Below are 13,247 nucleotides of genomic sequence, written 5' to 3' on the forward strand. Positions count from 1 at the left end.
GCTAAGCCTTTCAGCGCCGATGGTACTGCAGGGGGGACCCTGTGGGAGAGTAGGACGCCGCCGAACTAATATTAAAAAAAGCTCTGACGTGTGAACCTCGGTTCACGCGTCAGAGCTTTTTTGTTTTCACGATGAACTGTGCGGTGTCATGCGGCGTTAACGTCGCGCGGGCACCATCCGCGGCATGGGGACTGAAGAGCGGCTGGCAGCCGCAGGGGTGGGGCCCGGGGACGAGGTCGTCGTGCCGTCGTACGGGCCGGCCGCGGTCGCGGAGGCGGTTCGCGCAGTGGGGGCGCTGCCCGTCTTCGCCGACATCGATCCGGGCAGTTACTGCCTCGACCCGGCCTCGGTGGCCGGCGCCCTGACGCCACGTACCGCCGCCGTCGTGCCCGTACACCTCTTCGGTCACCCTGCCGACCTGATCGCCCTGCGGCTCGTCGCCGACGCCCACGGTGTGCTCCTCGTCGAGCCCACGGATGCCGCCGGCCTCACTCGTACGGACGCGGAGACGTCCCGGCGTCGGGCCAACGCCGCGTACCTCACCTCTCGTCTGACCGGCGTCCTCACGCCCGTGATCGCCGCTGAGGTGGGGCATCGCTACGACTCCTACGTCGTGCGTGTCCCCGGCAACGGCCGGCCGGACCGGGACGCCTTCGCGCGTGCTCTCCGCGCTCGTGGGGTGCGGTGCCGCGTGCCCGTACAGACGCCCGTGCACCGCATGCCGCCCTTTCGCCGGGAGTTGTGGCTTCCGGAGACCGAGCGGGCCGCCGACGAATGCCTTGCCCTGCCCGTGGACGCGGAGATGACGCGGCGGGACCTGCAGCGGCTGGTGTCGGCGTGCAACGCTCTGGGCGGACTCGTTCCCCTTGCCGCGGCCTAGGTGGTCAAAAGCCCGTACGAACATCGGGTATGCTTTATCTCGTTGCCGGCCCCAATAGCTCAGTCGGCAGAGCGTCTCCATGGTAAGGAGAAGGTCAACGGTTCGATTCCGTTTTGGGGCTCCATCACAAGAAGGCCCCCGCCATTCGGCGGGGGCCTTCTTGCTGTCGTCACTCCTGCGGTTCGGGCACGCGCATCGCGAGGATGGCCATGTCGTCCGAGGCCGGTTCGGCGGCGAAACGTTCGACCGCGCGCAGGATCCGCGCGGCGACGGCGCCCGCCGTGAGGCCCGTACACGTCGTCAGGACGTCCGTCAGGCCGTCGTCGCCCAGCATGCGCGTACCCTCGCGGCGCTCGGTGACGCCGTCGGTGACGCACAGCAGGACGTCGCCGGGGTCCAGCGTGACCGTCTGCTCGTACAGCTCGAGGTCCTCCATGACGCCCAGCAGCGGTTGCGGATCGGCCGCGGGCTCGACGGTGCCGTCCTGGCGCAGGCGCAGCGGGAGCGGATGGCCGGCGCAGACGACCTTCAGGAGGGCGCTGCCGTCGGGCTGGGGCCACAGTTCGCCGTAGAGGAGCGTGAGGAAGCGGCTGCGGGCGCCCTCGTCGAGGATGGCCGCGTTCAGCCGCTGCAGCACTGCCGGGCCCCCGAAGCCCTCGCGGGCCAGCAGGCGCAGGGCGTGGCGGGCCAGGCCGGTGACGGCGGCGGCCTCCGGTCCCGTGCCGCAGACGTCGCCGATCGCGAAGCCGTACGCGCCGTCGCGGATGGGGAAGAGGTCGTAGAAGTCGCCGCCGACCTCGTTGCCCTCGCCCGCCGCGCGGTAGATGACCTCGACCTCCACGCCGGGGACGTCCGGCAGTTCGGGCGGGAGGAGGCTGCGCTGGAGGCTCTGGCTGATGGCGGTGCGCTCGCTGTAGAGCCGGGCGTTGTCCAGCGCGAGCGCGGCCCGGCGGGAGAGGTCCTCGGCGAGTTCCAGGATCTCCTGGCGGAAGTGGTCGTCGGTGGGCTTGCCGAGCGTGAGCATGCCGATGACGCGGTTGCGGGCGACGAGCGGCAGGACGACCGTCTCCCCGCCGACCGCGGCCGCCGTGGCGAGTGAGGTGCCGGGGGCCGGCATGTTTCCCGTGGTGTCGGCGAGGCCGAGGCTGCGCAGTGAGGTGCGCAGGGCGGCGGAGTGGGCGGCCTCGGTGGGGGCGGTCCAGACGCGGGCGCCGGGAGTGGGGACCGGTTCGGGCGGGGCGACCTTGGCCAGCAGGGCCTTGAGGCCGTCGATGCGGTCCTCGTCCTCGTGCAGGACGTAGGAGAGCTCGGGCTCCGAGGACTGGTCGGCGATGGTGTAGACGGCGCACCAGGCGGCGAGGGTGGGGACGGTCATCTGGGCCATGAGGGCCAGCGTCTGGTCCCGGTCGAGGGTTCCGGCGAGCAGGTCGGAGGCCTCGACGAGGAAGGAGAGCGAGCCGCGGCGGAGGCGTTCCAGCTCGCCGAGGCGGGCGGATTCGACGGCCAGGGCGATGCGGTCGGCGGCGAACTGCAGGCGCAGGGCTTCTTCGTTGCCGTAGCGCCGGGGCGATTCGGCGGCGACGCCGAGCGAGCCGGTGAGGCGGCCCTCGACCTTGAGGGGCACGGTGACGACCGAGCGCATGCCGGTGTCGTTGAGGAGGGGCACGGCGCCGGGGACGGCGGCGAGGTCGTCGTGGACGGCGGGCATCCGGGCGGAGCCGTAGCGTCCGGTGCCCGCCTCGACGGGGACGCGGGCGAAGCGCTGGCGGGTGGAGGGCAGGCCGGTGGAGGCGCGGACCTCCAGTTCCGTCTCGTCGTCGGTGGCGAGCAGCAGATAGGCGGAGTCGCCGTCGAGCATGTCGCGGGCGCGTTCGACGGTGCGCTGGAGCAGTCCGTCGAGGTCGTCGGGGGCGGGGGAGCCGATGAAGACCTCGAAGGGGTCGGCGGAGGTGCCGCGGTCGCCGGTGCCCGAGTCGCCGGCGGAGGAGCGGGGCGGGCTCTGCAGGACGGCGCGCTCCTCGTCCCGTACGAGCAGGCAGACGGTCGAGGGGGCGCCCGCGGTGTCGCGGACGCGCAGGTGGGAGGCGTAGACGGGGATGACGCGGCCGTCGGCGCCCCTTATGCCGTAGGAGCCCTCCCAGCGGGAGAGGCGCAGGGCCTCGGCGATGCCGGTGGAGGTGCCGGGGGTGTGGGGCCAGGCGGCGAGGTCGGTCAGGGGCTTGCCGAGGATCTGGTCGTGGGTGAAGCCGAAGAGTTCGTGGGCGTCGTCGTTCCAGGCGGTGATGGCCCCGGTGTGGTCGATCTGGACGACGGCGACGCGGACGCGGGTGTCGGCGAGCGGGAGCGCCTCGGCGGGGAGGGCGGGGCCGGCGGAGCGGGTGCCGGCCGGGCGGTCGGGCAGGTCGAGGCGGAACCACACGGTCTTCGCGGTGGCGGTGTACTCGACGCCCCAGCGGGAGGCGATGGCCGCGCACAGGAGCAGGCCGCGGCCGCCCTCGCGGTCGACGCTGCCGAACTGGCGTCCGGGTTCCTGCAGCGGAACTTCGCGTTCGGGGTAGCGGTCCGCAACCTCCACGCGCACGCCGGTGTTCATACGTACGCAGAGCACGTCCGCATGAGTGCCTGCGTGGACGACGGCATTGGTGACGAGTTCGCTGGTCAGGACGACGGCATCGTCGATGATGTCGGGGAAGCCCCAGCCCTGGAGGGTGTCCCGGACGAAGGCCCGGGCGGCGGCGACCGAGCGTCCGACCGGCTCGAAGGTGGCGGCTGCCCGCGCGGTGATCACAGGTCTCCTCGTGTACGTCTCGGCGATCTGCTCACGCATGTGCAGCGCCCCTCCATTGCCCTGGCCGGATGCCAGGTTACTTACCTCCGCCAGGTCTGCGGATGGCGGTGCACAGGGATTCCACCTTGCGGGGTGCGGGTGGACCGTGTGCGATGCTGCCGACTGTTATGGCCTGGTAGGGCCGGGGTGAAACACTGGGAAAGCTCGAAGCGGAAGCCCGGCGAGGATGATCGACCCAGCGGGAGGGACACGGTGGAGTCTGGCGCAGCGGCGCGGGGCGCAAGCACGCGCGCGAAGGGCGGACGGTCCCGGCCCAATGGCACCACGGAGGTGGACGCCGCGGCGCTGAACCGGTTGCTGTCGGCGCTCGAGGCGATGCGCGACGGAAACTTCCGTAAGCGCCTGACGGTCTCCGGCGACGGCGTGATGGCCGAGATCGCCGCGGTGTTCAACGAGGTGGCGGACCGGAATCTGCAGCTGACCGGTGAGCTGGCCCGGGTGCGGCGGGTGGTCGGCCGTGAGGGGAAACTCACGGAGCGCCTGGAGGTCGGTGCCTGCGAGGGCGCCTGGGCGGCGGCCATCGACGCGTCGAACGCCCTGGTGGACGACCTGGTGCGGCCGGTGTCCGAGGTGGGCCGGGTGCTGTCGGCGGTGGCCGAGGGCGACCTGGAGCAGCGGATGGACCTGCGCTCCCAGGGCGCGGACGGCGCGGCGCATCCGCTGCGGGGCGAGTTCCTGAAGGTCGGGCGTACGGTCAACGGCCTGGTGGACCAGCTCTCGGCGTTCACCGACGAGGTGACCCGGGTGGCCAGCGAGGTGGGCACCGAGGGCAAGCTCGGCGGGCAGGCCCGGGTACGCGGAATGTCCGGTTCGTGGAAGGACCTCACGGACTCCGTCAACACCATGGCGTCCCGGCTGACCGCCCAGGTGCGTGACATCGCGCTGGTGACGACCGCGGTCGCCAAGGGCGACCTCTCCCGCAAGGTCACGGTCCATGTGGCCGGCGAGATGCTGGAGCTGAAGAACACCGTCAATACGATGGTCGACCAGCTGTCCTCCTTCGCCTCCGAGGTCACCCGCGTGGCCCGGGAGGTGGGCACGGAGGGCGAGCTGGGCGGCCAGGCGCAGGTGCCGGGGGTCGCCGGGGTCTGGAAGGACCTCACCGACTCGGTCAACCTCATGGCCGGCAACCTCACGGCCCAGGTGCGCGGCATCGCGCAGGTGACGACGGCCGTCGCGAACGGCGACCTGTCGCAGAAGGTCACGGTGACGGCGCGCGGCGAGGTCGCGCAGCTGGCCGAGACGATCAACCAGATGACGGAGACGCTGCGCACCTTCGCCGACGAGGTCACCCGGGTGGCCAACGAGGTGGGTGCCGAGGGCAGGCTGGGCGGTCAGGCGGCGGTGCCGGGGGCCGCGGGTACGTGGAAGGACCTCACCGACTCGGTGAACACGGCCTTCCGCAACCTCACCGGCCAGGTGCGGGACATCGCGCAGGTGACCACGGCGGTGGCCAACGGCGATCTGGGCCAGAAGGTGACCGTCGACGTCTCCGGCGAGATGCTGGAGCTGAAGAACACCGTGAACGGCATGGTGGACCAGCTCCAGTCCTTCGGTGCCGAAGTGACGCGCGTGGCGCGGGAGATCGGTGTCGAGGGCGAGCTCGGCGGTCAGGCGGCGGTGCCGGGGGCCGCGGGTACGTGGAAGGACCTCACCGACTCGGTGAACACCGCCTTCCGCAACCTCACCGGCCAGGTCCGCAACATCGCGCAGGTGACGACGGCCGTCGCGAACGGCGACCTCTCGCAGAAGGTCACCGTCGATGTCTCGGGCGAGATGCTGCAGTTGAAGAACACCGTCAACACGATGGTGGACCAGCTGTCGTCCTTCGCCGACCAGGTCACCAGGATGGCGCGGGACGTGGGCACGGAGGGCCGGCTGGGCGGCCAGGCGCGTGTGGACGGCGTCAGCGGCACCTGGAAGGAGCTGACCGACTCCGTCAACTTCATGGCGGGCAACCTCACTTCCCAGGTGCGGCAGATCGCCCAGGTGACCACGGCGGTGGCGCGCGGCGACCTGTCGCAGAAGATCGACGTCGATGCCCGGGGCGAGATCCTGGAGCTGAAGAACACCATCAACACGATGGTCGACCAGCTCTCCGCCTTCGCCGAGCAGGTCACGCGGGTGGCCCGCGAGGTCGGCACCGACGGCCGGCTCGGCGGCCAGGCGCAGGTCCCGGGCGTGGCGGGCGTATGGCGTGACCTGACGGACTCGGTCAACGGCATGGCGGGCAACCTGACCGCTCAGGTCCGCAACATCGCCCAGGTCGCCACGGCGGTGGCGCGCGGTGATCTGTCGCAGAAGATCGACGTGGACGCCCGGGGCGAGATCCTGGAGCTGAAGAACACCATCAACACCATGGTCGACCAGCTGTCCTCGTTCGCCGACCAGGTCACGCGGGTGGCCCGGGAGGTGGGCACTGAGGGCATCCTGGGCGGCCAGGCGGAGGTCCAGGGGGTCTCCGGCACCTGGAAGGACCTCACGCAGTCGGTCAACTTCATGGCCAACAACCTGACGTCGCAGGTGCGCAACATCGCCGAGGTGACCACGGCGGTCGCCAAGGGCGACCTCTCGAAGAAGATCACCGTCGACGCCAAGGGCGAGATCCTCGAGCTCGTCACCACCGTGAACACGATGGTCGACCAGCTGTCGGACTTCGCCGAGCAGGTCACCCGCGTCGCCCGTGAGGTGGGCACCGAGGGCCAGCTGGGCGGCCAGGCGCGGGTGCGCGACGTCACCGGCATCTGGAAGGACCTCAGCGACAACGTCAACCTGATGGCCAACAACCTGACCAGCCAGGTCCGCAACATCTCGCAGGTCGCCGGCGCGGTCGCCAACGGCGACCTCACCAAGAAGGTCACCGTCGAGGCGCGCGGCGAGGTCGCCCAGCTCGCCGACACCGTCAACACGATGGTCACCACCCTGTCGTCCTTCGCCGACGAGGTCACGCGCGTGGCCCGCGAGGTCGGCACCGACGGCATCCTGGGCGGTCAGGCGCGGGTGCCCGGCGTGAGCGGTACGTGGAAGGACCTCACCGAGTCGGTGAACTCGATGGCGTCCAACCTGACGGGCCAGGTCCGCAACATCGCCATGGTGACCACCGCCATCGCGCAGGGCGACCTCACCAAGAAGATCGACATCGATGCGCGGGGCGAGATCCTCCAGCTGAAGACGACCATCAACACGATGGTCGACCAGCTGTCCTCCTTCGCCGACCAGGTCACCCGCGTCGCCCGCGAGGTGGGCACCGAGGGCCAGCTCGGCGGCCAGGCGCGGGTGCGCGACGTCGACGGCACCTGGCGCGACCTGACGGAGTCGGTCAACGAGATGGCCGGCAACCTCACCCGCCAGGTGCGGGCCATCGCCGAGGTCGCCACGGCCGTGACCCGGGGCGACCTGAACCTCAAGATCGACGTCGACGCGGCCGGCGAGATCCTGGAGCTCCAGGACAACATCAACACGATGATCGCCAACCTCCGCGAGACCACCCTGGCCAACAAGGAGCAGGACTGGCTCAAGGGCAACCTCGCCCGGATCTCCGGCCTGATGCAGGGCCGCCGCGACCTGCAGGACGTGGCGGGGCTCATCATGAGCGAGCTCACCCCCGTCGTCTCCGCGCAGCACGGCGCGTTCTTCCTGGCGATGCCCACGGACCCGCAGGAGGCCGAGCGCGACGAGGACGCCTACGAGCTGCGGATGCTCGGCTCGTACGGCTACTCGATGGGCGCCATGCCCACCTCCTTCCGCCCGGGCGAGTCGCTCATCGGAACGGCGGCCAAGGAGAAGCGGACGATCCTGGTGGAGAACGTCCCGCCGGGCTATCTGAAGATCGCCTCCGGGCTGGGCGAGGCCCCGCCCGCCCATGTGATCGTGCTGCCGGTGCTGTTCGAGGGCCAGGTCCTGGGCGTGATCGAGCTGGCGTCCTTCCAGCCGTTCGCCCAGATCCAGAAGGACTTCCTCAGCCAGATCGCCGAGATGATCGGCACCAGCGTCAACACCATCAGCGTGAACACCAAGACCGAGGTGCTGCTCAAGCAGTCGCAGGAGCTGACCGAGCAGCTGCGCGAGCGGTCGGCCGAGCTGGAGAACCGGCAGAAGGCCCTGGAGATCTCCAACGCCGAGCTGGAGGAGAAGTCCGAACGCCTGGCCCGGCAGAACCGCGACATCGAGGTCAAGAACACCGAGATCGAAGAGGCCCGCCAGGTGCTGGAGGAGCGCGCCGAGCAGCTCGCGGTCTCCATGCGCTACAAGTCCGAGTTCCTGGCCAACATGTCGCACGAGCTGCGCACCCCGCTCAACTCGCTGCTGATCCTGGCCAAGCTCCTCGCCGACAACGCCGACGGCAACCTCTCACCGAAGCAGGTCGAGTTCGCCGACACCATCCACGGCGCGGGCTCGGACCTGCTGCAGCTGATCAACGACATCCTGGACCTGTCCAAGGTCGAGGCGGGCAAGATGGACGTCAGCCCGAGCAGGATCGCGCTGGTCCAGCTCGTGGACTACGTGGAGGCCACGTTCCGGCCGCTGACGGCGGAGAAGGGCCTGGACTTCTCGGTGCGGGTCTCGCCGGAGCTCCCGGCCACGCTCCACACCGACGAGCAGCGGCTGCTGCAGGTGCTGCGCAACCTGCTGTCGAACGCGGTGAAGTTCACCGACACGGGCGCCGTCGAGCTGGTCATCCGCCCGGCCGGCGCGGACGTGCCGGACACCATCCGGGAGCAGCTGCTGGAGGCCGGTTCGCTGCGCGACGCGGACGGCGAGATGATCGCCTTCTCCGTCACCGACACCGGCATCGGCATCGCCGCCAGCAAGATGCGGGTCATCTTCGAGGCGTTCAAGCAGGCGGACGGCACCACCAGCCGCAAGTACGGCGGTACGGGCCTGGGGCTGTCCATCAGCCGGGAGATCGCGCGGCTGCTGGGCGGTGAGATCGACGCGGCAAGCGAGCCGGGCCGGGGCTCGACGTTCACGCTCTACCTGCCGCTCAACCCGGGCGAGCTGCCGCCGCAGGCGTACCCGCAGCCGGAGTCCGACGGCACCGTCGCCGGCCTCGCGGCGGAGCCGGGCCGGCCCGAGATCGAGAGCTCGCCCGCACGGCAGGCCGCGGGGCTCGTCCTGCGCCGCCGCAGGGCCGCGCAGGCGGCCGGGCAGGCCCAGGCGCTGGCCGGGGCCGCCGCCGGCGAGGGCCCGGTCCCGGGCGCGCGGACGTCCCGTACGGGCGCCGCGCCGCACGAGCCGTGGCTGACCGGCGCCCACACCGGCGCGGGGGAGCCCGCGGAGACCGGTTTCAGCGGCACGTTCCACGGCGAGAAGGTGCTGATCGTCGACGACGACATCCGCAACGTCTTCGCCCTCACCAGCGTGCTGGAACAGCACGGGCTGTCGGTGCTCTACGCGGAGAACGGCCGCGAGGGGATCGAGGTGCTGGAGCAGCACGACGACGTCGTGGTGGTCCTGATGGACATCATGATGCCGGAGATGGACGGTTACGCCACGACGGCCGCGATCCGCCGGATGCCGCAGTTCGCGGGGCTGCCCATCATCGCGCTGACGGCGAAGGCGATGAAGGGGGACCGGGAGAAGAGCATCGATGCCGGAGCGTCCGACTATGTCACGAAACCAGTCGATACAGACCATCTTCTGACGGTGATGGAGCAGTGGATGCGCGCAGAGTGACGGAATCTCGTTCACTATTTGACGATCTGCTGACGGAGTGTGGCCGAGGACGTGTGGGGCACCGGTATTCGGGGAACCTTCTGGTCTCCCACCACGTTTCTGCTACGTGCACAGTGACATCGCGGTGACAGGGTGTGGTGACGGCCGGGGTGCGGCTACCATGACCGGCACAAGGACGGGCGGCGCAAGGGAGTCGTCCCCTGGGGCGGCGCCCGGTACTTCCCCCGGCTCTTCGAGCTGGGGAGACCCCAAGCCGGGACGAGGAGGACGGGGCATGGTGCAGAAGGCCAAGATCCTCCTGGTCGATGACCGGCCGGAAAATCTGCTGGCGCTGGAGGCCATCCTCTCGGCGCTCGATCAGACACTGGTGCGGGCATCGTCAGGGGAGGAAGCGCTCAAGGCGCTGCTGACGGACGACTTCGCGGTGATCCTGCTGGACGTTCAGATGCCCGGCATGGACGGCTTCGAGACCGCCGCGCACATCAAGCGGCGGGAGCGGACCCGGGACATCCCGATCATCTTCCTCACCGCCATCAACCACGGTCCCCACCACACCTTCCGCGGCTACGCGGCCGGCGCGGTGGACTACATCTCCAAGCCCTTCGACCCGTGGGTGCTGCGCGCCAAGGTCTCGGTCTTCGTCGAGCTGTACATGAAGAACTGCCAGCTGCGCGAGCAGGCCTCCCTGTTGCGCCTGCAGCTGGAGAGCGGCCAGTCCGGCCGCGGCGGGGCGATAGAACCCCAGGAGCCGGCCGGCCTGCTCGCGGAGCTCTCCGCGCGGCTCGCCGCCGTCGAGGAGCAGGCCGAGGCGCTCTCCAAACAGCTGGACGAGTCCGCCGACGCCGCCGCGGTCGCCACCGCCGCCCATCTGGAGCGCAAGCTCACCGGGCTGCGGCGGGCCCTGGACGCCCTGGAGCCCGGCACCGGCAGCGGCGCGAGCCCGCTCCCCGCGCCGAACTGACCCGTAGCCCCGCCCCTTGACGTCGTGTCACCCGTGTCACCACAGCATCACGACACGAATGGGTGAACGACCGGCCGCACGTGTACCGCAGGGCGGACACCGGTAATCTCGGCACCATGGCCTCACGTACGTCCGGCAAGGGTTCCCAGAGCACGGCGGGCAACTCGAAGCAGCGCGCCGGACGTCCCGGGGGCGCCGCCAAGAAGGCGCCCGCCAAGGCACCCGCGAAGTCACCCGCCAAGAAGGCGCCCGCCAAGTCCGCGGCCCGCCCGCCCGCGCGCAAGGCGGCCGCCAGGAAGCCCGCCGCCAAGGCGGCGCCCAAGCGGCCCGGCGGCGCCCGCCGCGTCGGAGCCGGGCTGGCGCACGGCGCCGGCGCGCTGTTCCGTGGCGTCGGCCGCGGCGCCAAGGGACTGGACCCGGCCCACCGCAAGGACGGCCTCGCCCTGCTGCTGCTCGGCGCGGCGCTCGTCGTCGCCGCCGGCACCTGGTCGACCCTCGACGGCCCGGTGGGCGACCTCATAAGACTGCTCGTCACCGGCGCGTTCGGCCGCCTCGACCTGGTCGTGCCCGTACTGCTCGGTGTCATCGCCCTGAGGCTCTTCCGCCACCCCGAGCGGCCCGAGGCCAACGGACGGATCGTCATCGGTCTGTCCGCGCTGGTCATCGGCGTCCTCGGGCAGGTCCACGTGGCCTGCGGGTCGCCCGGCCGCGGCGACGGCTCCCAGGCCCTGCAGGACGCGGGCGGCCTGATCGGCTGGGCCGCCTCCAAGCCCCTGCTGTACTCGGTCGGCGAGGTCCTGTCCGTACCCCTGCTGGCCCTGCTCACCGTCTTCGGGCTGCTGGTGGTCACGGCGACGCCCGTCAACGCCATCCCGCGGCGGCTGCGAGAGCTCGGCGTGCGGCTGGGCGTCGTCGAGCCCCGGCCCGGGGAGTACGACCCGAGGGCCGAGGAGGCCTACGCCGAGTACGACGACGAGTGGCGCGACGCGGCGCCCGCCCGCCGCCCCCGGCGCGCGCCCGCCACCGGTCCCGAGGCCGCCGAGGCGGAAGAGCTCGGCAAGCGCCGCACGCCGCGCCGGACGCCCGTGGCACCCCCGGCGGGCCGCGAGCCCGACGCGGTGGACATCGCGGCGGCGGCCGCGGCGTCGCTGGACGGAGCCGTCCTGCACGGCGTCCAGCCCTCCCCGCTCGTGGCCGACCTCAGCAGCGGGCTCTCGCCGGACGCCGGCCGGACCGGCGCCCCCGCGCCCGCCCGCGGCGCCGGACGCGCGGCACAGGCCGCGCCCGAGCCGACCCCCGCCGCCGTACCCGACCTCACCAAGCCCGCGCCCGAACCCACCGGAGGGCTGCCCGCGCGCGCCGAGCAGCTCCAGCTCGCCGGGGACATCACCTACTCCCTGCCCTCGCTCGACCTGCTGGAGCGCGGCGGCCCGGGCAAGGCCCGCAGCGCTGCGAACGACGCGATAGTGGCCGCGCTGACCAACGTCTTCGCGGAGTTCAAGGTCGACGCGGCCGTCACCGGCTTCACCCGGGGCCCGACGGTCACCCGCTACGAGGTCGAGCTGGGCCCGGCCGTCAAGGTCGAGCGGATCACCGCGCTCACCAAGAACATCGCCTACGCCGTCGCCAGTCCGGACGTACGGATCATCAGCCCGATCCCCGGCAAGTCGGCCGTCGGCATCGAGATCCCCAACACCGACCGCGAGATGGTCAACCTCGGGGACGTGCTGCGCCTGGCGGCCGCCGCCGAGGACGACCACCCCATGCTCGTCGCGCTCGGCAAGAACGTCGAGGGCGGCTACGAGATGGCCAACCTCGCCAAGATGCCGCACATCCTGGTGGCCGGCGCCACCGGCTCCGGCAAGTCGTCCTGCATCAACTGCCTGATCACCTCGCTGATGGTGCGCGCCACCCCCGAGGACGTGCGGATGGTGCTGGTCGACCCCAAGCGCGTCGAGCTGACCGCCTACGAGGGCATCCCGCACCTGATCACCCCGATCATCACCAACCCCAAGCGGGCCGCCGAGGCGCTGCAGTGGGTCGTGCGCGAGATGGACCTGCGCTACGACGACCTGGCCGCCTACGGCTTCCGGCACATCGACGACTTCAACGCGGCCGTGCGGGCCGGGAAGGTCAAACCGCCGGAGGGCAGCGGCCGGGAGCTCACGCCGTACCCGTACCTGCTGGTCATCGTCGACGAGCTGGCGGACCTGATGATGGTGGCCCCGCGCGACGTCGAGGACTCCATCGTCCGCATCACCCAGCTCGCCCGGGCCGCCGGCATCCACCTGGTGCTCGCCACCCAGCGGCCGTCCGTCGACGTCGTCACCGGCCTGATCAAGGCGAACGTCCCCTCCCGGCTCGCCTTCGCCACCTCCTCGCTCGCCGACAGCCGGGTCATCCTCGACCAGCCGGGCGCCGAGAAGCTGATCGGCAAGGGCGACGGGCTCTTCCTGCCCATGGGGGCCAGCAAGCCGGTCCGCATGCAGGGCGCGTTTGTGACCGAGGCCGAGGTGGCCGCCGTCGTCCAGCACTGCAAGGACCAGATGACGCCGGTCTTCCGCGACGACGTCACCGTGGGCACGGCGAAGAAGAAGGAGATCGACGAGGACATCGGCGACGACCTCGACCTGCTGTGCCAGGCCGCCGAGCTCGTCGTCTCCACCCAGTTCGGCTCGACCTCGATGTTGCAGCGGAAATTGCGTGTGGGATTCGCCAAGGCGGGCAGACTGATGGACCTGATGGAGTCGCGTGGCATCGTGGGCCCCAGCGAGGGCTCCAAGGCGCGCGATGTGCTCGTCAAGCCCGACGACCTGGACGGGGTCCTGGCGGTCATCCGCGGGGACGCCTCCTAGCCGCTGCAAAAGATCCCTGACCAACCG

5 protein-coding genes, 1 tRNA gene and 1 rRNA gene are annotated in these 13,247 nt (G+C 71.1%); 6 read left to right on the forward strand and 1 reads right to left on the reverse strand.

Features of this window, described 5'->3' with window-relative positions:
* The 3 genes from rrf to IE295_RS00010 form a co-directional block, all read left to right on the forward strand.
* A 5S ribosomal RNA gene (gene rrf, locus IE295_RS34620) occupies positions 1–66 on the forward strand; the annotation flags it as partial.
* Between the two features lie 118 nt (positions 67–184).
* Positions 185–880 carry a DegT/DnrJ/EryC1/StrS family aminotransferase gene (locus IE295_RS00005; protein ID WP_190061298.1) on the forward strand — a complete coding sequence of 232 codons (696 nt, stop codon included), beginning with the start codon at positions 185–187 and terminating at the stop codon, positions 878–880.
* Positions 881–928: 48 nt separating this feature from the next.
* A tRNA-Thr gene (locus IE295_RS00010) sits at positions 929–1,004 on the forward strand.
* A 45-nt stretch (positions 1,005–1,049) separates the two neighbouring features.
* Here the strand turns inward: IE295_RS00010 and IE295_RS00015 are convergent.
* Positions 1,050–3,707 (reverse strand): SpoIIE family protein phosphatase, encoded by a 2,658-nt coding sequence (locus IE295_RS00015; RefSeq protein ID WP_224322920.1) that lies wholly within the window; start codon positions 3,705–3,707, stop codon positions 1,050–1,052.
* A gap of 213 nt (positions 3,708–3,920) precedes the next feature.
* Between IE295_RS00015 and IE295_RS00020 the strand changes: the two genes are divergently transcribed.
* The 3 genes from IE295_RS00020 (at position 3,921) to IE295_RS00030 (ending at position 13,220) form a co-directional block, all read left to right on the forward strand.
* Positions 3,921–9,404, forward strand: coding sequence for a HAMP domain-containing protein (locus IE295_RS00020; protein ID WP_190061299.1), 5,484 nt, complete (start codon positions 3,921–3,923; stop codon positions 9,402–9,404).
* Positions 9,405–9,678: 274 nt separating this feature from the next.
* A complete protein-coding gene (locus IE295_RS00025) occupies positions 9,679–10,365 on the forward strand; it encodes a response regulator (protein ID WP_190061300.1) in 687 nt (228 codons plus the stop codon).
* 116 nt (positions 10,366–10,481) lie between these two features.
* Positions 10,482–13,220 (forward strand): DNA translocase FtsK, encoded by a 2,739-nt coding sequence (locus IE295_RS00030; RefSeq protein WP_190061301.1) that lies wholly within the window; start codon positions 10,482–10,484, stop codon positions 13,218–13,220.
* The last annotated feature ends 27 nt before the right edge of the window (positions 13,221–13,247 follow it).

It is taken from the genome of Streptomyces griseocarneus (assembly GCF_014655595.1).
In the GTDB taxonomy this organism is placed as follows: Bacteria; Actinomycetota; Actinomycetes; order Streptomycetales; family Streptomycetaceae; genus Streptomyces; species Streptomyces griseocarneus.